This window comes from Rhodospirillales bacterium, from assembly GCA_023898765.1.
Taxonomy (GTDB): Bacteria; Pseudomonadota; Alphaproteobacteria; order Micavibrionales; family Micavibrionaceae.
On record CP060238.1, the window covers coordinates 1,239,029 to 1,259,958 of the forward strand.

Below are 20,930 nucleotides of genomic sequence, written 5' to 3' on the forward strand. Positions count from 1 at the left end.
AAGCGTTTTTAAGCTATTGCGCCTGCAAGAACAAGTCTTATGCGTTCTGAAGCGCTTTTGAATCCCATCTGCGGTGCAGCCAGAGCCACTGGCCCGGGGCCGCGTGTATCCAGTCTTCAAGGACCCGGTTGGCCTGGGTCATAATGTCCTCGTCGCTTCTTTCTCCTGCCATGATGGCGGGATGGATAGTGATACGGAAATTCGCGCCTTTCAGGCGTTCGATCCGGGAGGGAAAGATAGGGCAGTCAAACTTTCGGGAAAGCTGCGCCAGTGCGGGAGATGTCATCGCGGGCCGTCCGAAGAAAGGGATGGGCAGTCCTTCATTGTATTTCTGGTCGATCAGGATTCCCACGCGCCGCCCGTTTTTCAGGGCCTTGACCATTTGCATGGCGCCGGCGCGGGATTTGGGAAAGGTGACGGTCTGGCCTAAAGGGTTGCGGCATTTCGCCAGTAATTTTTGGACAAACGGGTTGTTGGGCTCGCGGATAACGCCGTCCAGCGATACGCCCTTTATGATGGGGCCGGCCAGAAAAGAAGCTTCCCAGTTGGCCAGATGGGCGCCGAGGATAAGAAAGGGTTTGTCGAGCCCGTAGGCATCAAGGATGTCATCGTTCACCAGTTCGATGCGTTTTTCGCAAATTTCTTTAAGGTGCGGGTATTCGGCCATCACGCGGCCCAGATTGTCCCACATATCCCGCAGGATATCGCGGTGCTCCGCTTCGCTTTTTTCAGGGAAGGCGCGGCGGATATTGGTCAGGGCTTTACGGGAGGCTCCCATTTTCGGGCCGAGCGTCCGTCCGGCCCACCCGCCGAAGGCGGAGGCCCGGTCCACTCCCAGAAGGCGGAACAGCGCAAAAGCCCCGTAAAGCGCCGCCGCTTCAAAAAAATAACGGATTTTTTTCATCGCGATAAACCTGTTTTTAAAAATCCTAGCAGTTTTTCCGGGGTTTCGAAAACCATCCGGACCGGAAAGGGCACAATTTTGTCTTTGAAGGGGCCGGGCAGGCGCACATGGTCTTTTTCCGTCGTCAGGAGCCGGGCGCCGCTTTTTTCCGCTTCCCGGAGCAGAAGAGCCAGATCCTCGGGCCGGTAAGGATGATGGTCCGGAAAGCTGTGAAAGGACTGAATTTCTATCCCGTTTTTCCGAAGCGTTTTTTCAAATTTTTCCGGCCGCCCCAGTCCGGCAAAGGCGATGCAGGGGCCTTCGGGCAGGTCCGTCTTCCGGGGCGTGATGGCGGCCCTGAAGACGGGCAGGTTTGTTTTGAAAGGCAGGGTTTCCCCGACGAGGAGGATGGCGTCTGTGCGGGCCAGTATGTCTTTCAGGGGCTCCCTTAAAGGGCCGGCGGGCAGCAGCTTCCCGTTTCCGAGTCCCTGCGCTTCATCGACCACCATCAGGCTGAGCGTTTTTTCGAGTTGCCTGTTTTGCAGGCCGTCATCCATCAGGATCAGGTCGGCGCCGCCGAGTTCCGCCATCTGGGCGCCATATCCCCGGTTGGCGCAAACGCAGGTCATGGCTTTGGATACGAGCAGGAGGGCTTCGTCTCCGACATCTTCATATGTATGGTGGTCGGGCGAGACCATGGTGGGTCCTTTCAGGCGTCCCCCATAGCCCCGCGTCAGGATCAGCGGGCTTTGCGTCAGGCCGCCTTCCAGCAACAGGTCCGTCAGGGCGAGGACCGCAGGCGTTTTCCCGCTGCCGCCCGCGACGGCATTGCCGACGCACAAAATGGGGAGCTTTGACGTATAGGGGGTCTTTTGGCGGGCCTGATGGATTTTATGTCCGGCCAGATAGAGGCAGGACAGGGGGGACAGCAGGGTCGAAAGCGCGGAAGGTTTTTCCCAGAATTTCGGTGTTTTAAGCCGCATCTTTTTGCTCCTGAATGTTTTCGAGCACCGGCGCCAGTTCTGTCAGGACGCGTTCAAGAACGCCTGTTTTCCGGTCTGCAAAATCTCTGGCTCTGGCCTGTGCGGTCTGGAGGGTATCGGCCTCCTTGAAAAAACGGGCGAGCGCGGTTTCCAGTTCCGCCTCGCTTTGGAGTTTGACGGCCGCGTTCTTTTCGATCATTTCATCAAAAATCTGTTTTTGAAACTGCACGTTCGGGCCGGTGAGAACGGCGCACCCGAGCTGCGCGGCCTCGACCGGGTTATGCCCGCCGCCGCCGTCCCGGCTGAAGGAACGGCCGATCACCGCGACGGGGCAAAGGCGGTAAAACAGGCCCAGCTCTCCCAACGTGTCGGCGATATAAATTTCCTCGCCGCTGCCGGGGGCGTGACGCTCTTGTCCGCGCAAGGCGCATGTCAGGCCGGCTGTCCGGCAGGCGGTTAAAATTTCGTCCCGGCGGTCGGGGTGGCGCGGGACAATGACGCTCAGCAGGTCCGGGACCGTTTCTTTCAAAGCGCTGTGAACGCGGCAGGCGAGGTCCTCTTCGCCGGCGTGGGTGCTGGCATAGAGCCATACGGGCCGGCTGCCGAGGGCTTTTTGAAGCCTGCCCAGTTCCTCTTCGTCGCAGGGCAGGGGGGCGGCGGCGTATTTTAAATTGTCCGTGACGGTCACGTTTTTTCCGCCGAGGCTTTCATAAGCGTCCGCATCTTTTTGCGTCTGGGCCAGAATGAGCGAAAAGCTGCTTAGGATGTTTTGGGCAAAAGGCTTTACGATTTTCCAGTGACGAAAGGATTTTTGGGACATGCGCGCATTCACAAGGACGGCGGGGATATGCTTGTCCTGAATCTGCGCAAGCATGTTCGGCCAGAGCTCCGATTCCATCCAGAGGGCGGCATCGGGCTTCCAGTGGTCTAAAAACCGTTTTGTCCAGCGCGGATGGTCCAGCGGCGCGAACTGGTGAAGGGCGCGTTCGGGCAGGCGTTTCTCCATAAGACGGGCGGAGGTGAGCGTTCCTGTCGTTACGAGAATATGAAGGGCCGTATTCTGCGCCAAAAGGGCGTCGATCAGGACAAGGGCCGACTGGGCCTCGCCAACGCTTGCCGCATGGACCCAGAAGAGCGGGCCGTGCGGGCGCGCCTTCTGCGCCGTTCCTTTCCGCTCGCCGAGGCGCTTTCCATCTTCTTTCCCCGCGCGCAGCCGCCTTTCCAGCAAAAGCGAAAGGGCAGGGCCGCTGAGGCTTGTCAGGGTTTTATATAAAAATTGCGTCATCATGCCAAAACAGCCCTGACATTAGGGCTGCTTGGACAGAAAATCAAAGGAAACTCGTATAAAGCCGGATTATCTACACGATCCTCTTCGTGTGGATTTGCTGCTCGTCTGGTTTATTTTTCCATCCAGAAGATACGTACAGCCGGGGTTCGTACAGACATTGTCGACAACCTGCTCTTTTGTTCCGGACAGGATGACCATCACGCCGGTTTCCAGGGTTCCGACACAGGATCCCGGTTCCACCATTTTACGCACATCCTCATAGGCTTTTTTGAGCGGTTTTTCGAACTTGTATTTCATGTCGTTTTCGTTGATGGCGATCTTGTTTGCATCGACCCATTCCTGCCCCTTGATCGGGTCGTCGCAATATTCCGGCCATTTCCGGACATCTCCGAAGACGTCGTACCCCGGAACCGTTTCGCCGCCTTCGGGGCCGGGTTTAAGGGTAATGAAGGGGTGGAGCCCGTCCGAGATTTTAAAAGGCTCTCCGTCAATGAAGTTGATGCATTTTGCCGCTTTCCAGACTTCCTTCATGACCTTGCAACTGTAACTCTTCATAGTCGTCGCATCGGTAATCGGGAAACTGTTTGTGATCCCCGGAGGATTTCTTAAGAGCGGAGAGCGCTCTGCAAAAAACTTATATTGGAAACTCCCTTTGAGATACTCCTTCAATGCATTGGTAACAACCAGTTGAAGCGCAATTTCCTGCGCGTGCGGGTGTTCCCCCCTTTTGATAATCTGTTTCCCGAAGTAATAAGTGTGGACGAAAATATCGCCCAGCCATTTCGCGCCGTGCGACACATATTTGTCAAAACAGGTATATTCCAGAACGCTGTCCGGTTTGAAAATCAGGTTCTGGTTTTGCATGATTTCGCGCTCTGCTTCCATCCATGCGCGTTCCTTCAGGGTCGTCCAGTAGTTCGGGTCGCAGGGCTGGGGCGCGATCTCCACGGCATAGCCCCGTGTCGTGCCACAGAATACGCCGAGGGCTAACGCAAAAAACAGAATAATATAATGTCGCATGGCAATCACTTTCCTGACTTTCTATTTTACCCGAAAAAGGGGCTTCGTGGCAAACAACTCTTTCATTTTAAAAGCTTACTGGCACTGTTTCTTGGTTTCCTCATCCGAATAGTTCTTTCCTTTGCTTTTATAAACGCAGCCGACATTGGAGCAAACGGCGTCCTTATAATCGTGTATTCTTCCTATTTGCCCTGCGGCCCTTACCCGGTAGACGAACACGCCGGTGGCGATGGTCCGGGGGCAGTTGCCGCCGCCTTCATTGAGCAGGTATTTCAAATGCGTTTTGACTTTAGAGAATTTGGCATGGGCAAAGCCCTTGTTCTGGGCGATATCTATGTGCTCCTGTTCGATTCCCGTGTAATTGCATGGGATGTCGGGGGGATATTGGCGCGGATCGTACCCGATCAGCTCTTCAAACTTGTAAAAAACCTTGGAGTCTTCGAAATTATTGCACTGCGCGGCTTTCCAGACGGTGTTCATAAGCTTGCAGTCGTCCACTTTTCCCGGGATTTCGGTCGTGCCGCCGAGCATGGTGTGGTTGAAATTCGCGTTCAGGTAAGGCTTCATGGCGCTGCGCACGGCGGACGTAATGGCCATGTCCAGGGAGGTGCTGCCCAGGGCCGTCTTTGTGTAGACCGTTTTTTTCTTGGGATTGAACACGCTTTTTCCGTCGATAATGACGGGAAGTCCTCTCCAGTGGTCCGTTTCGCTGAAAACGGGGCCTGCGTATTTTTCCGTATACTGCAGGGCTTTTTCAAAGCAGCTATATTGCAAAACGCTGTCCGGCTTGGTGATAAAGGTCTGGTTCATAACGGTTTCGCGCCGGGCCTGCAGCGTGGCCTGGTTGTACATGGCGATCCATGTGTCGCTCGCGCAGCCGGTGAGGTCGTCGTCTTCGGCGTATGCTTTCGTTGCAACAAGGGCGGAGCAGAGCAATACCGCCGTACAAAAAAGAAGACGGAAAAGTTTTTCGGCGGTGTTATCTCTGGTGAGCATCATTTACCATTGTATCTTACTTTTCGGGTTCAAAGCGAAAAAGAAAGGGATTCCAGACGAATATTTCCTTGCGAAAGTCATTCTCGGGACGATTATAGACGATTAACTTGCGGATGCCGTAGGTTTTTTTGTCGCTGACGACAATTTTTTTTGCCGGGATTTTGGTTAAAAAAGTCGGGGTTCGGCGCTTCAGCGCAATAATCCAGTGGTTTTTCAGATCTGAGGATTTTGTTGATTTTACAAAATATTCCGGAACGTCGTCCCCGTTCAGGTCTGTTTTTGCGACGAGAAAGGGGCCTTTTTCGTTTGGATCGAGCGTTTCAACGAAGGCGGCGACAATCCGGCTTTTATAGTGGGACTCTGCGGGCTTAAAGATCAGGTTCTCACTGGCCCGCGCCGGGGCGGCTGTTACCAGCAAAACCAGAAGGAAGATCGGAAGGGCCTTATCAGGAAACCTGCGGCAGGTCGATATCGAGAATGGACATGTTGAAATCATAGGAGGTTTCTCCTTCATCCACCGTTTTGTAAACAAGGCCCAGAAACTCGCCGTTCATCAGAATCTCGATCGAATCGGGGGTCTGGGCGCGGGGGCGCACGGCGAGATTGTCGTTGCTGAAGGTGCTGCGCAAATAGGCCTGGACTCTGACGAGTTCGTCGGGGGAGAATTCCATGATGTCTTTCCTCTTTCGTTTCAGATGTTAATTAGGCGGATTTTCTGCGGAAATCAACCCCTTTACGCACTCTTCGTAACAATCCTGCGCCAGCTTTTTCCGGTCCGTATAGTCTTTGGCGGTGCGGGGCGCCGCGAAGGTTATGCAGATATCCACACCCCGGCTTTTGGCAAATTGCCAAAGATGGGGGGCAAGGTCCATGTCGCCGTACCAGGCGTACAGATCCCGGTTGAGCGGTGCGGCCCGGTCGGTGCGGAGCAGGCTGATGGTAAAAGTCTGGACTGTGATATCCTTGTTTAAAACCGGCGCAAAATAGCTTGATTTAAAAGGGAGAACAGCCTCTCCGGTACTGGATGTTCCTTCCGGGAAGAGAACGAGGTGCTTTAAGAGTTCCAGACGGTGTTCAACCGTGTCCTGCCCTTCGATCGTTCCCTGCCGGGACCGCTCGACAAAGGCGGTGCGTTGCAGTTTGGCCAGCAATCCGAAAAGGGGCCAGCCGGCGACTTCTTTCTTGGCGATGAAGGAAATCGGCAGGGCGGCGCCGATCAGGGGAATGTCGAGATAGGACAAATGATTTCCGACAAAAAGCGTCCGGCCTTTCAGGCAGGGTGTGCCTTTGATTTTGTATCTTATGCCAAACAGGGGGCAGACGCATTTTAGAAAGATATGCGGCGGAATTTGCCCTTTTTCCTGAAAAAACAGGAGGGTAAGAGCCTGCACCGGAATGACAATGGCGCAGTAGATAAGGAAAACACACAGTTTGAGGACGGCAATGACGGAGCGCATGGCTATCTGGTTCCGCTTTTGAGGGGGATGATCTTCTTTGTAATCCGTTCGTAATGCTTGGTGTATTTTTCGCTCAGGTGGTCGGTCGGCAGGACGATACACACATCCGTCGTGTTGAATTGTTCGTCGACCACGGCCCCGTCGCCGATAGAGGCGCCGAGGCGCAGATATCCTTTGACGAGAGGAGGCAGCCGCCGGACGACTTCCCGGGGGTCGATATCTTCTTTGGCGCAGAGATTCATGTCCACATAGCGCCCGGGCAGGGCTTTGGGGCGCAGGTCGTCCGAAGCCAGGTGGTAATGGTAGAGATAGGCCAGTTCCTGCGCGTGCTCGTCTATATTTGTGCCGTGCAGGCTCGCGCAGCCAAACATAAGCTCGATATTGTGATCGACGACATAATGCACAATGCCGCCCCAGAGTTTCTGCAGGACCGGGCGCGTCCGGTAAGGCGGCAAAACGCAGGAGCGCCCGAGTTCAAGAAGGCTCGTGTCGCTGTTCAGAAGGGGGGCGATGTCGTACTCGCCGCTTGTGTAAAACCGGCCATATTTGTCCGCGATTTCGCGGCGCAGGAGGCGATAAGTTCCGACAAGCCTGTCCGGCCCTTCGGGCAGGTCGTGGTCAATAACGATCAGGTGATCCGTGATGGCGTCATATTCGTCGATATCCCGCTTTTTGCGGGCCATGTCTTCGGTCGGGATCGCGCCATATTCTTCGTAGAAAACCTTGTAACGCAGGCGCTGTGAGGCTTCAATTTCATCCTCGTTTTCCGCCAGGCGGACTTCGATCGATTCAATGTCGGTGCAGGTATCAGCCATGAAGCCTGACACTAATAGCTGTTTCCGAAGATATCTAGTCCTTTTTCGCTCGCGTTTTCTGTAGCTTTTGCGGTAAAAGGGGGGCGGTATCTGAAAAGGCTTTAATTTAAAAGGCTTTCATAATGTCCTCGTAGCTCAGTTGGATAGAGCACCAGTTTCCTAAATTGGGTGTCGGAGGTTCGAGTCCTCTCGGGGACGCCATTTACGGCAAGAGCGATACCGGTAAGTGCGTTACCGGAATTGCGATGCGGCCCACCTCCGTCTTTTTATAAAAGCATCACGAACGTGATGCGGGGTTCGAGTCCTCTCGGGGACGCCATTTACGGCAAGAGCGATACCGGTAAGGGCGTTAGCGCGGTTTTACCTCCCGCCGCAACTGCTGCCGCTGCTTTTGGTGAAAAAGGCGGTTCCGTCGTCGGGAGGAGGAAAGACCGGTTTAGGCGCGCTTCCGCAGGCGCCGCTCTGTCCGCCGGCCGGGGTCCCCCGGCTTTTCTTCAGGGGATATCCTTGTTCATCCACGACATTTCCGCAATCGGCGACGCCCATTTCTTCGCGTATTTTTTCTTCTTTTTGACGGCGTTCCTCGACAAGGCGGAGAAAGCCCTGTTCTGCGGCAAGCTCGATCAGCGACTGGTTAGGGGCGCTCAGGATGAAGGTTTCGACATTTTTTACAATCTGGCCGTCCTGCAAATCTTCCGGCGGGTTCAGGAGAACAGGCGTTTCCATCCCGATGGTATATTCCGCTTCGTAATATTTGTCTCCGTCCATCAGGCGCGGGGCGGCGTGGCGCCTGAGCGTAAAAGAGCCGTCTGCGTTTGGAAGCGTTATCCAGATATAGCGGTCCCCCTTGTCGGTGGACACGAGCGTTTCATAAGGCAGGCGCCGGACGAAGTCCCTGTCTTCGAGAAGGATGCGGGCTTTGTAATTTTCAATATCTTTCAGGGGGGCCTTTTTTGCGGCTTCCTGCGCGAGATCTTCGCATGAATCGTCACGCTTCCCATAAAAATTGCTCTCTAACGATAACGCTTCGTTTTCCGGGCCGGTATCCTCCGGGGCGGTGTTGGCAGGAGCCATTTCGTCCGGTTGATCCGGCTTGTCCTGTGCATCCGGCTGGGCGGTCGTTTCGGCTTCCGTCACATCCTCCTCCGCCGCATTGTTTTCCTGTTCATCCGTATCAAAAGCCACAAGATTAAATGTGACAACGGTGTTTTCCCCTTCAACCGTGACGGCTTCTATGGCGCCGGGAACGGGGTGAGGGGCCTCATTCCGGTCGTAGAAAATGACGCGCTGCCCGACCTTGACGTCCTTCGCTTTTTCATTCGGAAGCGCCGCCGTTACCTTCTCCTGCCGGATCTCAAGAGGGCCGGTATAAACCGTTCTGGAAAGGGGGCCGATGCTGGGAACAACGGAGATGTAGGTCAGGTTTTTGTTTTGGTGTTGAGCGGTCAGCTTTTCCGCCCATTGGGAGGGGAAAAGCGCGGCAAGGTCATCTGTTGAGGATATTTTATAGCCAACGCCGAAACCGCAGGCCCCGATGATAATAAGGAGAAGGGCGATCGCGGCGGTTTTCGATGTTGAGGACACTAGCGGATAAAAATGTGAACTTCGTTGGTTTGCGCTTCCGGGCTTTGGGAAGCGGTCAGTTCGATATTGTCCGTGGGCAGGCCCATCTGGCTCAGGCTGCGCAGGACTTTTTCGGCGTTCCGGCGCGCGCGCGTGCTTTCAATCGCCATCTGGGCGGCGTTGTCGGACAGGGGATGGACCGCGACGATCTCGAATGTTGCCCGCGGGTAGCGTTCCATGGCCTGAGAGACGGCCTGATAGACGGGCTGCTGGAAATTCACATCCGGCCGGTCAAAACGGATTTTGGCGAGCGGCTGGCGCCCTGGCGATACAGGAACCACAGGCATGGGAGCAGCGGCAGGAATACCGGACATCGGGACCTGAGCCATCGGTTCGACCGGTGCCATCGGCGCGTCATAGACGGCGGCGGGCACATCGGACATCGGAACGGGCGGAACCGGAGCCATGGGCGCCATCGGTGCCATGGGCGCATCATAGCGGGCGGGTTGAATCATGTCGCCGCCGGTGAAGGGCCTGTTGGAAAGGGACTCGCCATACATATTCCCTGTTGTGACGCCGAGCGCGAGGGTGCGCAGGTTGCTGTGTTCGGCGTTCAGGAAGGCTGTCGTGCGCATAATGTCGTCATTTGCAGCGTTCAAAAGGCGTTCGACCATCACAACGATACCGTCTATCTGGTCTTCGAGCTGGGCGAGCCGGACGTGATCTTCCTCGATGGCGCCCGAGAGGGAATACGTCGCGTGCGCCGCATCCAGAAGGAAAGAAGCGTTGGAGGACAGGGCCGTGATATCAACCGTCAGCGCGTTCAGCTCGGCGACGCTTTGGGAGAAATCGTCGAGTTTTTTCTGCGCATTCCCGAGCCGTCCGACCAGTCTCGGGTTGCCCGGCGTCGTTCCGGCCTGAAGCTGGGTGTTAATCGTGGCGACATTCGCGTTATATTCGGAAGCCTGCCTGCGGGTGGTGCTTTCAATGTTTCTCAGCTTGCCGGACAAGGTGCTTACGCGGCTTTGGAGCGCAAAAAGGTCGGTTCTCAGGGTGTCGATCTTCTGGCCCACGACCGTCTGGGTCGGCTCGAAATAGGACGGGCCGGAGAGCTGGTCCGGCGTGATGTCAGGGGCTTTTTCCGGCTGTGTATAGACAGGCAGGATATCCGTCGCCGGCATGGGTTCGTTTGTGATGACCAGGACAGGTTTTTTGTTCATGTCAATCTGGGCCTGCGCGGGGCCGGATGCGCTTGTCAGGACGCAGACGGACAGGCACGCCAGTGCGAAACAGGCGGGGCTGCGCGCGCTAAAAAGGGGGAGGATTATTGTTCTAATGTTTTGACTCATTTGCATTATCTTGCCCGTAAGCGGCCCCTGCTATGATTTTCTGCCATAATTATGCTAAGCGCCTCAATTCACCTTAAAACAGGCGGGCTGTCAAGCCGAAGGGCGGCTTATTTGTGAAAAAGCCCCAAGATTTTTTTCGGAGATTTTTTGACTTCGAATTCAGTTTAGCCCTTGCAATGAAAAGCGGCTCTGGGGTAGTGTCTCGCTCGCATGTACCAAATACGGTGCATCTGCGCCTGTAGCTCAACTGGATAGAGCACCTGACTACGGATCAGGAGGTTAGGGGTTCGAATCCTCTCAGGCGCGCCATCTCACTTTTATCCCCGGAAAGACCGCAGGCCGCGCAAGTCGCTGATCGCGCCCGGTCATGCGCCCTCATAATCTTTTTGTTAACCATTTTGGGGTAATAAGGTAAGGGCGTGCGTCTTTCTGGTTTTGACATAAACAATCGTTTGTTTTTCCGATGTCGAAGAAAAAAAGTACCGGTAATCCTCTTTTCCCTGACTCCGGCCTTGTGATTGAAGGCGCGGACGGTTTTTTCGATGTGGAGGAAGGGGAAGAGGCGCAAAATATTTTAGCCTCTCCGGAACAGGCGCCTGTGGAGGAAGAGAGCGGGGACGACGGCGCGCAAGGGGCCATCACAAACGAAGACCGCGAGTTTATCAGTGTTTCCGGGCGGGATGATCGGCACGATGCGTCTGCGGGCTGGGGGGGGAAGCCCCGTATCGGCGAGCAGCTTGTGTCGATGGGGATTATCACGACGGATCAGTTGAACACGGCGCTGGAGGAGAAAAAGAACTCCGGAAAACTGCTGGGCGAGGTGCTGGTTGGTCTGGGGTTTATGAGCGCCGATATTCTGGAAACGTTTCTGGCGGAAACATCCGGTTTTGAGGTTTTTGATCCCTCCCAGATGTTTGTTGATAAAGGGGCGCTGTCCCTGATTGACAAACAAACCTGCCAGTATCATCAGGTTCTGCCGGTTTCTGTTACAGACGGCGAGTTCCGCCTTGCGATGGCGGATCCCTATGATGTGGTGGCGCTGGATACGCTCCGGCGGTTTTTGCCGAAAGGGACGGTGTTTACGCCTCTTTTGACCACGCCGGCTATTTTGAATGAATCCATTGATGCGGCGTACGGATATGCGTCTTCTATCAATGAGATACTCAAGGAACTTGAAGAAGGAAATAAAGAAAATCTGGACACTCGCGCGCTTTCGGAAGAGCGCGCTTATGCGCATCCTGTCGTGCGTCTGGTCAATGCGCTTGTTTTTGAAGCTGTGAATCTTGGGGCTTCGGATATTCACTTTGAGCCGGAAGAAAATTTTGTCCGGCTGCGTTACCGTGTGGACGGCGTTCTTTTTACGGCCCAGATCCTCCACATCCAGTATTGGGGCGCGATTTTGGAGCGTATCAAGCGGATGGCGGGTCTGGACGTCGCCGATAGCGTTACGGCGCAAAAGGGGCGGATTGAGATGAAGGTTGGCGGGCGCCATGTGGATTTCCGTGTGTCTTCTTTGCCCACGGTGCATGGTGAAAATATGGTGCTGCGCGTGCTGGACCGTCAGAGCGGCGTTATGGCGCTGCGCAAACTGGGGCTTGGCGAGCATAACCTTAAACGGATCAAGGAGGCGCAGGAAAGGCCCGAAGGGCTTACGATCGTCACAGGTCCGCGCGGAAGCGGCAGGACAACGACGCTTTACTCGATGCTCAGGGAAATCAATTCGGTGGATGTGAGTATCCAGACGCTGGAAGACCCGATTGAATATTATTTGCCGATGATCCGGCAAACGGCGCTTAAGCAGGGGAGCATCGGGTTTGCGGACGGGCTGCAGGCTATTCTCGGTCAGGATCCGAATGTTATTCTGATCGGGGAACTTGAAGATCCGGAGACCGCGAAAATGGCGCTTCAGGCGGCGATGAGCGGGGACCGCGTTTATACGACCCTGCAGACAAAAGACTGTTTCGGGGCGCTGCCGCGCCTGTTTGATCTGGGGCTGGCGCCGGGGATGCTTGCGGGAAATATTACGGCATTGATTGCGCAGCGTCTGGTACGTTGTCTTTGTCCGGAATGCAGGGAAGCCTGCACGCCGGAGCCGGCGGAAAGGAAAATCCTTCAGGAGGGGATAAAGGGTCAGGAGATTGAGATTGATAAAGTCTTCCGGGCGCGTCAGGGCGGGTGCGATCAATGCGGCGGGCAAGGGTATAAGGGGCGGACCTGCATTGCTGAAACCCTTCTGTTTGACGAGGATCTGGATAAAATTGTGGCGGAGGGAGGAACGGCGCTGGCGCTAAAGGCTGCGGCGCGGGAAAAAGGCTTCAAAAGCCTGCGCTGCGATGGCATCCTGAAAGTGCTGGAAGGCGTTACCGATCTGGAGGCTTTGTCTAAAATCGTTGAAATCCATAAATAATTTTGGGCCTGAATTCATCATGCACATTCCTTTTTTATTTCCGTCCAGATGCGTTCTTCTTATGGAGGATGAAGGGTTGCTTGTGTATGAAGCAACACCTGCCCGCATTCATTTTGTGGATTTGCTTTCGTGGGAGACCGCAAATTTTGAGCAGACGCTTGCGCGGCTGATTTCCAAAAAGACGAGGGGAAAGCGCGTCCTTATTTTGAACGATATGGTAGAGCAGCATTATCGTAAAGAGCGCGTGCCGCATGCGGGCCCGTTATACCGCTTTGTCCTTTTGCGGCGGCGGCTTGCGGAGGTGTTTCGGCCTCATCCCATTCGGGCGGCGCTGCGTTTGAAAGAAGAAGGGGCGTCTTTGTCGGAGCAGCGGAGCCTGCGGCAGGAAGAGCGGGGGGTTTCCGGCGCGATGTATTTGTTCGCGGGCGTTCCGATGACCGGCGCGCTGTGTAAGGTGATGGAAGGGGTGCGGCTGTCCCTTGCGCGCGTGGACGGGTTTTGTCTTTTGCCTGTGGAGAGCGCGGGGATGGTCCGGGCCCTGTCCCGAAAGCTTGCGGGCAAAGGAGACCGGCAGGCGAAGTGGTCCTTGTTCATGGGGCAGCACCAAAGCGGCGGACTGCGGCAGATAGTTGTCCGCGACGGCGAACTTGCGCTCACGCGGATGACTCCGATGGCGGATATAAATGTCGATCCCGGGGAATGGTCCGAAGAAATTATCGCCGAGTTTAAAACGACAATGGGCTATCTCTCCCGTTTTGGTTATGAGGCCGCAGACGGTCTGGACATTATTGTCGTGTGCGGCAGTGCGCCGACAGATTTTCTGGAAGAGACGCTGCGGACGGAAGGAAGGGTTCATTTCCTGTCGTCTCTGGATGCGGCGGATATTCTGGGTTTGCGTCTGGGGCCTCAGGACGATGTATGCAGCGCCGATCCGGTCCATGTTGCATGGGTGGCGAAAAAACGTATTTTTTCCCTGCCGCTGGGGCACAGGAGACTTTCGCGTATTTCCTTGCCGCGCCGCGCCGCCGCCTTTGCCGCCTTTGTTATGACGTCCTTTCTTTTTCTTTTCGCGTTTCAGATTTTTTTCGGCATGCAGGATATGTCGACGCTTCGCCATAACCTTGATCTGGCCGCGCAGCAAAAAGCGGGGATTGCGCTTTCGTTGAAAGAAGATCGGAGCAGGGAACGTGAAACAGGCTATGATTTTGCGTTCGTGCGCGATGCCTCGGCGGTCTTTGAAAGGATAGAGGATGCGCGGCTCAGGCCGCTGGATGTCTTGCGGGATGTCGGGGAGGCGCTGGAGCCGCAAATGGCGCTGGAGGAAATGGATATTTCAAAAGGGAAGACGGTTGTGACCTTGTCTTTTCCCAAAACCCTTTCGCCGGCGGAAGCTTATGAGGCCAGTCTGCATTTTCGTGACGCGGTCCGGAAAAAATTTCCGGCGGCGCAGGTCGATATTCTCCGCCATGTTGCGGGGATGGGATATCGCGGAAAATTTTCGGGATATACAGACGGTCCGTCCTCTGTGTCCGCCGGGGAAAAACTGACGGCCGTAATTTCCATTGTGTCTGGCGGGGCGGGGGACGAATGAGACAAAAACTTTCAAAAGCTTCGGCGGACATTCTGGGGCGGAAGCGGATCAGGCTTCTGGCGTCCTTGCTGGCAGGGGTTGTTTTTCTGGGGGGGTATCATTTTGTCGTTCTCCAGCCGAAAACGCTGGCCATGCATGAAGAGCTGACCGGGGTGCGGCAGGACGTTATTTCTATGGAAACGGAAATCAGGGAACTGAGAGCCGGCTACCTGACCTTTAGCCGGCAAAAGGCCCGCTTCGATCAGATGAAAGCGCAGGGGTTTTTTAACGGGCAAAACCGTCTGGAGGCGCAAAAAGCTTTTGACCGTCTCAAGGAAAAATCCGGTTTATCGGCTCTCGATTTTGAAATCGGGCCTTTGGAGGCTCCTGAAGGCGGGGGCAAAGAATACAGGCTGCTGAAAAGCAGGCTGAAGATCAGCGTGGAAGCAAAAGGGGATGAGCCTCTTCACCGCTTTCTTTCCCTTCTTGAGGAAGCGTTTCCCGGCCTTGTCTGCGTGAAAGATATGCATATTCGAAGGAAGGATGAATCCGGTCATTTTCTGGTATTCGCAGAGATGAGCGGGGATTGGCAGACGATCGTGCCGGAAAAGGATATGCCGGCGTTTTCGAGCCCTTCCGGCGCCCCTTCGTTTTGAAAATTTCACAAACAGCTTTGAATTTGCTACGCTTCAGGTGGTAGGGGGCGATTCCGCCTTTCTTCTTTCTTTTGTGTTTTTTTAGGGCCGATGTCTGTTTTTGTGACCAGAAAACATCGAAGGGCTGCTTTCCTTGAGGCGTATGAAAGGGCCGCGCACTACCCTCTTCAGGGTGTGGTGGCCGGGCCGCGCGTATATGCCGCAGCGGCCTGCGGGAGGGATAAGGCGCGCATGGCGATGCCTTTAATCCTGGCGGCGGTGATGATGAGTGGGGGGCTGTTTTTTCCCGCATCGGACGTGTCTTATCCGGCGGCGTTTGACAAGGCGCTGTCGGCGGCCATGGTTTGGACGGCGCCTGCGGCGAAGGAGCTTTCGGATATGGTGCGGCGGACCCATGTCTCGGAAAATAAAAGTTTCGAGGCGCCGCCGGGCGGGCGCGTGTCTTTAGGGCCTGCGCTTTCGGTCAGGGATTTGTCAAAAAGCGTATACGCCCGGGAGGTGAATTTCAGAATAGAGCCTTTGACTCCGGCGCAGATGGAGGCGCACCCGTCTTCCCTTCCGGCGAAAAAATTTGCGTCCGTGAAAAGGAAGGCTGTGGTCTCCGGGGAGGAAACGCTTCTGGCGTCCGCGCAGAAGGCGCTCAAAGCGGGGCGTTATGATTCTGCGTTCGGAATTTTAAAAAAACTTCATGCGCGCCATCCTGAAAATGCGGCGCTTGCCGCGCAGCTTGGTCTGGTGAGCGCGCGGGCAGGGCGCGAGGAAGAGGCGATCCGTTATATGAGTCTTGCAGCGGCTTTGGCGCCGGAAAAGGCGGGCTATATTTATAATGTCGCGGTGATGGTCGACCGGAGCGGGGCGCATAAAAAAGCGCTGCCCCTGTATGAAAAGGCGCTGGAAACGGATGCCGCTTACGGCGCAGGACTCTCTGTGCCGCGCGGGCGCATTTACGACCGCCTGTATTATCTCAGGAGGCTTTAGACTTTTTTCTCAAGCGCTTTGAGCAGGTCCAGCGGCATAGGCAAAACAATGGTGCTGCCTTTTGCGTTTGTGAATTCTCCGAGCGTGCTTAAATAGCGCAGCTGCATGGTTTCGGGGCGTCTGGCCAGAATGGTTGCTGCTTCGTCCAGTTGCGTTGCTGCCTGCAATTCTCCTTCGGCATTGATAATCTTGGCGCGGCGTTCCCGTTCGGCTTCGGCCTGCTTGGCGATGGCGCGCACCATGGTCGGGTCGATATCGACATGCTTGATCTCGACATTGGCGACTTTGACGCCCCAGCCTTCGGTTTGCCCGTCCAGAATGGTCTGCACATCCTGATTGAGCTGGTCCCGTTTGGAGAGCATGTCGTCCAGGTCATGTTTCCCAAGGACGGAGCGCAGGGTCGTCTGCGCAAGCTGGCTCGTGGCGACCTCGAAACATTCCACGCGGTTGACGGCGTGTGCGGGGTCGATCACGCGGTAATAAACCACGGCGTTGACTTTCACGGAGACGTTGTCGCGGGAAATGACGTCCTGCGAGGGGATGTCTTCGGTGCGGATCCGCGTATCGACGCGTTCCATGACCTGGACGGCGGGGATGATAAGCTGAAGGCCCGGTCCGCGCGTGCCGGAATATTTCCCAAGGGTGTAAACGACACCGCGGTCATATTCCTTGACGATACGGATAGAGGCCATGAGCAAGACGATCAGACCGACCAGAACAGGGGCAAAGAATGTTGTCATGATTTTTTCCCTTTATTTATGAAGTTGTAATTTTAAGTGTTAAATCCCGAATGGCGCTGACGGTGACTTTCGTTTCGGCTGGCAGGTCGAGCGCGTCATCGCTTTCCGCCTGCCATGTCTCGCCCTGAATGCGCACGCGGCCTTTTTTTCCGTTCCATTCCAGAACGGCGGCTTCTTGCCCGATCATGCTTTCCGCGCCGGTTGTGATTTTCTGCCGGCGGTAGCGGAGAAGGAGGAAAATGCAGGCGCCGAGAACAAAAAATTCGGCAAAGGCGATGCCGAAGAAAACGCCCCATCCCACATAAAGGCCCAGAACGCTTTCCGGTCCGGCGTAAAGGGCAAATCCGGCGATCAGGGACAAAACGCCGTTAAAGGCGGCCAGCCCTGAAGGTAAAAAGAATTCCGCCAGAACAAGCAGGCCGCCGTAGATAAACAGGAAAACGGCGGCGTTTTCCATGGGGATAAAGCCCAGAAGATGCAGTCCCAATATCAAACTGGCGATCATGCGGCCTCCTTTTGTGTCCTGTTCAGTTCTTCGATCAAGGCGTCTCCCATCCGGTCCGTTGAAACCTCGCGGCAGCCTTCGGCCATAATATCAGATGTGCGCACGCCTTTGTTCAAAATATTTTGGACGGCGCGTTCTATCCTGTCGGCTTCCGTGCCCAGATCAAGGGAATAACGCAGGAGCATGGCAAGGCTGAGAATGGTGGCCAGCGGGTTGGCTTTTCCCTGACCCGCAATATCCGGGGCGGAGCCGTGGACGGGCTCATACAGGCCGGCGGCGCCTTTTTCGCCCAGGGAAGCGGAGGGCAGCATGCCCAGGGAGCCTGTCAGCATCGCCGCTTCGTCCGAAAGGATGTCTCCGAAAAGGTTGTCGGTGACGATCACGTCGAACTGCGAAGGCGCGCGCAAAAGCTGCATGGCGCAGTTATCGGCATACATATGTTCCAGCGTGACATCGGAAAAATCTTTTTCATGCAGGGCGGTGATTTCTTCGCGCCAGAGTTTTCCGCTTTCCATGACATTGGCTTTTTCGCAGGAGGTGACCTTGTTGCCGCGTTTGCGGGCGAGATCAAAGGCGACTTTTCCGATACGCCGGATTTCAGACGTCGTGTAGACCTGCGTGTTCACCCCGCGGCGCTCGCCATTGCCGAGATCCTCGATGCCGCGCGGCTCTCCAAAATAAACGCCGCCCGTGAGTTCCCGCACGATCAGGATATCCAGCCCTTTCACGATCTCCGGTTTCAGGCTGGAGGCTTCCACCAGCGCGTCAAAGACAAGGGCCGGGCGGAGATTGGCGAACAGGTTCAATTCTTTGCGCAGGCGCAGCAGGCCGGCTTCAGGCCGCTTGTCGTAAGGCACGCCGTTCCATTGCGGGCCGCCGACCGCGCCCATCAAAATCGCATCGCTTGTCCGGCATTTTTCCAGTGTTTCGTCTGCCAGCGGCACGCCGTATTGTTCGTAGGCCGCGCCGCCGATTTGATCTTCGCACAGGTTAAATTTTAAATCGCCGCCGGCTTCCAGCCACGCAATCACTTTGCGCGCCTGTGCCATGATTTCCGGTCCGATCCCGTCGCCGGGGAGAAGGGTGAGGGAGAAGGATGTGCTCATGAGGCGGCCTCTTCGAATAACCACGGTTTTTGCGTTCGGATATTGTCTTCGTAGCGGTCGATCGCGGCGCTTTTTTCTTCCGTCAGGCCGATATCGTCCAGTCCCTTCAGGAGGCAGTGCTTGCGGAACGGGTCGATGTCAAAAGGGAAGGAAAGCTTGTTGCCGCGCGTGATCGTTTGTTTTTCCAGATCGATTTCCGTTACGCCCTCGGGATTTTCTTCCGCTTCTTTCATTAGCGCTTCCACCTGCTCTTTGGGAAGCGTAATCGGCAGCAGGCCGTTTTTAAAGCTGTTATTGTAAAAAATATCGGCAAAAGAGGGGGCGATGAGGCAGCGGATGCCGAAATCCGCAATGGCCCACGGGGCGTGTTCGCGGCTGGAGCCGCAGCCGAAATTCTCGCCCGCCAGAAGGATGGCGGCGTGGCGGTAAGGCTCCTTGTTTAAGACAAAGTCCGGTTTTTCGCTGCCGTCTTCGTTGTAGCGAATGTCGTTAAACGCATGGACGCCAAGGCCGGTGCGCTGAATGGTCCGCAAAAACTGTTTCGGGATGATGATATCGGTATCGACGTTCATCATGCGCAAAGGCGCGGCAATGCCGGAAAGTTTTGTAAATTTTTCCATGCGTTTTTTATAACGCTTTCAAATAAATAATCAAAGATTTCCGGAAACGAGTTGTCCGGTATTTTTTAACCACCAACGGCACAAAGCGCTCCGGAAGAATTTACGCCGAGGGCGCATTGAATAAAAACCGGTACGTTCTGTTGTCTGGTATTTATGCACTGTGCGCGGTTTTATTCTCGATTTCTTTGTGCCCTTAGTGGTTCAAAAACTCACGCTTTTGCAGGCGGGTCGAAGTGCCCGGAGATTTTTTCGCGGTAGGCGATATATGTATCCAGCAGATCGTCAAACGCGCCGACATATTTCCCTTTCGGGTCGTATTCCGGCAATCCTTTCATCCGGAACAGGGCCTGCGCTTCGGTGCGGTGAAAATCGTGATGGCCGCGGCGGATCATGTCGCCGTCTTTGGCGTCCGCGATACAGACGGCCTTGATGACGAGGCCCATTTCGTTTCCCTTTTTGTGGAACAGGCCGCTGCCGTCCACGCGCTCATGATGAAAGAGCTGGATGGCGGGAATGACGGTTTTGATATGCGGGTGGTCCAGAAGCTCCTGCGGGGCGCCTTCCAGTGCGGACTCGATGATTTCCGGTCCGCGGGCGGCGTGCTTGCGTTTTTCGGCGCGTTCTTCTTCGGTGGGACGGTGCGGCAGTACCCAGATATGGGGGTCGTAATCGGGATGGATTTTTCCCAGGTCCTGAAACAGGTTGGCGGCCTGAAAGTTCCGGCCGGCCGATTCGGAAAAGCCCAGCTCTTCGACCATGAATTTCATGACATCCAGGGATGTCCGGCGCAGATGGTTCGCCATCTGGATGCCGAAATTATTGATTCCGGCGCCGTAATTTTCGATGCAGCCCCAGAGCGTGGCTTCGACGGGGCGGAAGAGTTCATATAAAACCGGGTCGCTTTCGTAATCGTAGCTCTCGATGATACGGTCCAGTTCCAGAAGGTTGAAAGAGTTTGGGTCAAACATGGGCGTCCCTGACGTATATTCCGCGACCTGCTTACCACATATTTGTGCAGATGCGAAAGGATTATGCCAAAGTTTTAAACAGGCTTTCCGCGTGTTTTCATGGGGCCGGACCTTTTTGTTAGAGGGCGCGCAGTTGGCAGTAGTGCGCTTTACCGGGCGTTGAAATCCAGCTTTTGCACCAGTCGTCATTTGCCGACGGCAGCCCATTGTAAATGGCGATCAGGGCTTCGAGTTGCGACGTTTGCCTTTCACCGGCAGGCAAGCCTCCCAGATACAGACCGCAGCGACGGGGCACAAGCGGCGTGATATAGTCGGGATCCTGCGCCAGCTTTTCCATTTCCTGGAAGACAAGGGTTGATGACGTCGGGGGCATTTGGGGCATCGCACATTCGGCGAAGGCTGCTTTTGCCATCTCCGTTACTTTTTGCTCCTTTTTTTCCGAGCCCTGTATTGCCAGCCGGGCCATGGAACGCAGAGCTGCCGAAAAAGCTTCAGGGTTTAGCCTGTGTGCCTTTTCTCTCAGGGCGGTCAAGGCGGATTTTTCCTCTGTTTTTGCACTGTCGCCGCCGAGAAGAAAATCTTTCATATTCTCAAGCTCCGCGACGTCGAAGAGGGTTCCGGCAGTCACCGGATTGAGAAGGCCATCTGTGGGGACCCTGTCCAGTGTGTCGCCATATCCTCCGGCTGCACGATAGGCGTCCAATTGAATCTGCAGATTTCTGGTTTCTCTTTTTAAGGTGATTTTCGCAAAGGGAGGCATGGGTCTCTTTTCAAGACGTAAAAGGCTTTCTCCGACTTTGACCATGGCTTCATGCACTTTTTCCGCCGCCGCTTTTCGCTCTTTCCGGTAGTCTTCGGCGGTTACCATTCCGGCGGCCTGGGGTTCTGCGGGGGCGTTTTCCGCGCTCATGACATTGGCAGAGACGGCGATGAGAAACGCGCCGGCGGCTGTGCGAAGGGGGGAGCGGTTCAGAGACATGATACGGTCCTCTTTATCGGCGGTTTGTTACAAAGAAAGGCATTTTT

The 20,930-nt window shown here is 55.3% G+C and carries 21 protein-coding genes and 2 tRNA genes; 6 read left to right on the forward strand and 17 right to left on the reverse strand.

All coding sequences use genetic code 11. The features are described 5' to 3' along the window. Nucleotides 1-37: 37 nt before the first annotated feature. From H6853_05935 to H6853_05975, 9 genes are all read right to left on the reverse strand, one after another. Nucleotides 38-904, reverse strand: coding sequence for a hypothetical protein (locus H6853_05935; GenBank protein USO03082.1), 867 nt, complete (start codon nt 902-904; stop codon nt 38-40). Then, the gene (gene lpxK / locus H6853_05940; GenBank protein USO03083.1) at nt 901-1,866 is read right to left on the reverse strand and encodes a tetraacyldisaccharide 4'-kinase; all 966 of its coding nucleotides are present in this window, start codon (nt 1,864-1,866) and stop codon (nt 901-903) included. Before lpxK ends, H6853_05935 begins: the two co-directional genes overlap by 4 nt. Further along, a complete protein-coding gene (locus H6853_05945; protein ID USO04618.1) occupies nt 1,856-3,151 on the reverse strand; it encodes a 3-deoxy-D-manno-octulosonic acid transferase in 1,296 nt (431 codons plus the stop codon). The genes lpxK and H6853_05945 overlap by 11 nt, the downstream gene beginning before the upstream one ends. Nucleotides 3,152-3,220: 69 nt before the next feature. Next, nucleotides 3,221-4,174 (reverse strand): hypothetical protein, encoded by a 954-nt coding sequence (locus H6853_05950; GenBank protein USO03084.1) that lies wholly within the window; start codon nt 4,172-4,174, stop codon nt 3,221-3,223. 75 nt (nt 4,175-4,249) lie between these two features. Further along, nucleotides 4,250-5,173 (reverse strand): hypothetical protein, encoded by a 924-nt coding sequence (locus H6853_05955; protein USO03085.1) that lies wholly within the window; start codon nt 5,171-5,173, stop codon nt 4,250-4,252. A gap of 13 nt (nt 5,174-5,186) precedes the next feature. Then, the gene (locus H6853_05960; GenBank protein USO03086.1) at nt 5,187-5,666 is read right to left on the reverse strand and encodes a hypothetical protein; all 480 of its coding nucleotides are present in this window, start codon (nt 5,664-5,666) and stop codon (nt 5,187-5,189) included. After that, nucleotides 5,617-5,841 carry a DUF3126 family protein gene (locus H6853_05965; protein USO03087.1) on the reverse strand — a complete coding sequence of 75 codons (225 nt, stop codon included), beginning with the start codon at nt 5,839-5,841 and terminating at the stop codon, nt 5,617-5,619. The genes H6853_05960 and H6853_05965 overlap by 50 nt, the downstream gene beginning before the upstream one ends. Nucleotides 5,842-5,868: 27 nt before the next feature. Next, entirely contained in the window at nt 5,869-6,627 is a 759-nt protein-coding gene (locus tag H6853_05970) for a 1-acyl-sn-glycerol-3-phosphate acyltransferase (GenBank protein ID USO03088.1), read from the reverse strand. A 2-nt stretch (nt 6,628-6,629) separates the two neighbouring features. Further along, a complete protein-coding gene (locus H6853_05975; GenBank protein ID USO03089.1) occupies nt 6,630-7,442 on the reverse strand; it encodes a GNAT family N-acetyltransferase in 813 nt (270 codons plus the stop codon). A gap of 124 nt (nt 7,443-7,566) precedes the next feature. Here H6853_05975 and H6853_05980 point away from each other — a divergent pair. After that, nucleotides 7,567-7,643 (forward strand) — tRNA-Arg (locus tag H6853_05980). A 159-nt stretch (nt 7,644-7,802) separates the two neighbouring features. Here H6853_05980 and H6853_05985 read toward each other — a convergent pair. Together H6853_05985 and H6853_05990 are read right to left on the reverse strand one after the other, a co-directional pair. Further along, nucleotides 7,803-9,026, reverse strand: coding sequence for a hypothetical protein (locus tag H6853_05985; protein USO03090.1), 1,224 nt, complete (start codon nt 9,024-9,026; stop codon nt 7,803-7,805). Beyond that, entirely contained in the window at nt 9,026-10,354 is a 1,329-nt protein-coding gene (locus tag H6853_05990; protein USO03091.1) for a hypothetical protein, read from the reverse strand. Before H6853_05990 ends, H6853_05985 begins: the two co-directional genes overlap by 1 nt. A gap of 232 nt (nt 10,355-10,586) precedes the next feature. On the opposite strand from H6853_05990, the gene H6853_05995 reads away from it, so the two are divergent. The 5 genes from H6853_05995 to H6853_06015 all read left to right on the forward strand — a co-directional run bounded on the left by H6853_05995 (nt 10,587) and on the right by H6853_06015 (nt 15,965). Beyond that, a tRNA-Arg gene (locus tag H6853_05995) sits at nt 10,587-10,663 on the forward strand. A gap of 154 nt (nt 10,664-10,817) precedes the next feature. Continuing rightward, nucleotides 10,818-12,761: a Flp pilus assembly complex ATPase component TadA gene (gene tadA / locus H6853_06000; GenBank protein USO03092.1), complete on the forward strand. Its 1,944-nt coding sequence runs from the start codon at nt 10,818-10,820 to the stop codon at nt 12,759-12,761. An 82-nt stretch (nt 12,762-12,843) separates the two neighbouring features. Then, on the forward strand, nt 12,844-14,352 hold the full coding sequence (locus H6853_06005; protein USO03093.1) for a hypothetical protein: 1,509 nt from the start codon (nt 12,844-12,846) through the stop codon (nt 14,350-14,352). Further along, complete coding sequence (locus H6853_06010; protein USO03094.1) at nt 14,349-14,987, forward strand: hypothetical protein; 639 nt, start codon at nt 14,349-14,351, stop codon at nt 14,985-14,987. Before H6853_06005 ends, H6853_06010 begins: the two co-directional genes overlap by 4 nt. Before the next feature lie 102 nt (nt 14,988-15,089). After that, nucleotides 15,090-15,965, forward strand: a complete 876-nt coding sequence (locus H6853_06015) for a tetratricopeptide repeat protein (protein USO03095.1) — start codon at nt 15,090-15,092, stop codon at nt 15,963-15,965. Here H6853_06015 and H6853_06020 read toward each other — a convergent pair. The 6 genes from H6853_06020 to H6853_06045 all read right to left on the reverse strand — a co-directional run bounded on the left by H6853_06020 (nt 15,962) and on the right by H6853_06045 (nt 20,883). Continuing rightward, nucleotides 15,962-16,705, reverse strand: a complete 744-nt coding sequence (locus tag H6853_06020; GenBank protein USO03096.1) for a slipin family protein — start codon at nt 16,703-16,705, stop codon at nt 15,962-15,964. The genes H6853_06015 and H6853_06020 overlap by 4 nt on opposite strands. 16 nt (nt 16,706-16,721) lie before the next feature. Then, entirely contained in the window at nt 16,722-17,210 is a 489-nt protein-coding gene (locus H6853_06025; GenBank protein USO03097.1) for a hypothetical protein, read from the reverse strand. After that, nucleotides 17,207-18,316 carry a 3-isopropylmalate dehydrogenase gene (leuB, locus tag H6853_06030; GenBank protein ID USO03098.1) on the reverse strand — a complete coding sequence of 370 codons (1,110 nt, stop codon included), beginning with the start codon at nt 18,314-18,316 and terminating at the stop codon, nt 17,207-17,209. The genes H6853_06025 and leuB overlap by 4 nt, the downstream gene beginning before the upstream one ends. After that, a complete protein-coding gene (gene leuD, locus H6853_06035) occupies nt 18,313-18,936 on the reverse strand; it encodes a 3-isopropylmalate dehydratase small subunit (protein ID USO03099.1) in 624 nt (207 codons plus the stop codon). Before leuD ends, leuB begins: the two co-directional genes overlap by 4 nt. Before the next feature lie 209 nt (nt 18,937-19,145). Then, nucleotides 19,146-19,904 carry a hypothetical protein gene (locus H6853_06040; protein USO03100.1) on the reverse strand — a complete coding sequence of 253 codons (759 nt, stop codon included), beginning with the start codon at nt 19,902-19,904 and terminating at the stop codon, nt 19,146-19,148. Between the two features lie 118 nt (nt 19,905-20,022). Then, a complete protein-coding gene (locus H6853_06045) occupies nt 20,023-20,883 on the reverse strand; it encodes a hypothetical protein (GenBank protein USO03101.1) in 861 nt (286 codons plus the stop codon). Nucleotides 20,884-20,930: the final 47 nt, after the last annotated feature.

What these genes read in the sequence shown, in the direction of transcription:
- H6853_05935 (USO03082.1), bottom strand. Translation starts at nt 904, where the DNA reads ATGAAAAAAATCCGTTATTTTTTTGAAGCGGCGGCGCTTTACGGGGCT.
- lpxK (USO03083.1), bottom strand. Translation starts at nt 1,866, where the DNA reads ATGCGGCTTAAAACACCGAAATTCTGGGAAAAACCTTCCGCGCTTTCG.
- H6853_05945 (USO04618.1), bottom strand. Translation starts at nt 3,151, where the DNA reads ATGACGCAATTTTTATATAAAACCCTGACAAGCCTCAGCGGCCCTGCC.
- H6853_05950 (USO03084.1), bottom strand. Translation starts at nt 4,174, where the DNA reads ATGCGACATTATATTATTCTGTTTTTTGCGTTAGCCCTCGGCGTATTC.
- H6853_05955 (USO03085.1), bottom strand. Translation starts at nt 5,173, where the DNA reads ATGATGCTCACCAGAGATAACACCGCCGAAAAACTTTTCCGTCTTCTT.
- H6853_05960 (USO03086.1), bottom strand. Translation starts at nt 5,666, where the DNA reads ATGATTTCAACATGTCCATTCTCGATATCGACCTGCCGCAGGTTTCCT.
- H6853_05965 (USO03087.1), bottom strand. Translation starts at nt 5,841, where the DNA reads ATGGAATTCTCCCCCGACGAACTCGTCAGAGTCCAGGCCTATTTGCGC.
- H6853_05970 (USO03088.1), bottom strand. Translation starts at nt 6,627, where the DNA reads ATGCGCTCCGTCATTGCCGTCCTCAAACTGTGTGTTTTCCTTATCTAC.
- H6853_05975 (USO03089.1), bottom strand. Translation starts at nt 7,442, where the DNA reads ATGGCTGATACCTGCACCGACATTGAATCGATCGAAGTCCGCCTGGCG.
- H6853_05990 (USO03091.1), bottom strand. Translation starts at nt 10,354, where the DNA reads ATGAGTCAAAACATTAGAACAATAATCCTCCCCCTTTTTAGCGCGCGC.
- tadA (USO03092.1), top strand. Translation starts at nt 10,818, where the DNA reads ATGTCGAAGAAAAAAAGTACCGGTAATCCTCTTTTCCCTGACTCCGGC.
- H6853_06010 (USO03094.1), top strand. Translation starts at nt 14,349, where the DNA reads ATGAGACAAAAACTTTCAAAAGCTTCGGCGGACATTCTGGGGCGGAAG.
- H6853_06020 (USO03096.1), bottom strand. Translation starts at nt 16,705, where the DNA reads ATGACAACATTCTTTGCCCCTGTTCTGGTCGGTCTGATCGTCTTGCTC.
- H6853_06025 (USO03097.1), bottom strand. Translation starts at nt 17,210, where the DNA reads ATGATCGCCAGTTTGATATTGGGACTGCATCTTCTGGGCTTTATCCCC.
- leuB (USO03098.1), bottom strand. Translation starts at nt 18,316, where the DNA reads ATGAGCACATCCTTCTCCCTCACCCTTCTCCCCGGCGACGGGATCGGA.
- leuD (USO03099.1), bottom strand. Translation starts at nt 18,936, where the DNA reads ATGGAAAAATTTACAAAACTTTCCGGCATTGCCGCGCCTTTGCGCATG.
- H6853_06040 (USO03100.1), bottom strand. Translation starts at nt 19,904, where the DNA reads ATGTTTGACCCAAACTCTTTCAACCTTCTGGAACTGGACCGTATCATC.
- H6853_06045 (USO03101.1), bottom strand. Translation starts at nt 20,883, where the DNA reads ATGTCTCTGAACCGCTCCCCCCTTCGCACAGCCGCCGGCGCGTTTCTC.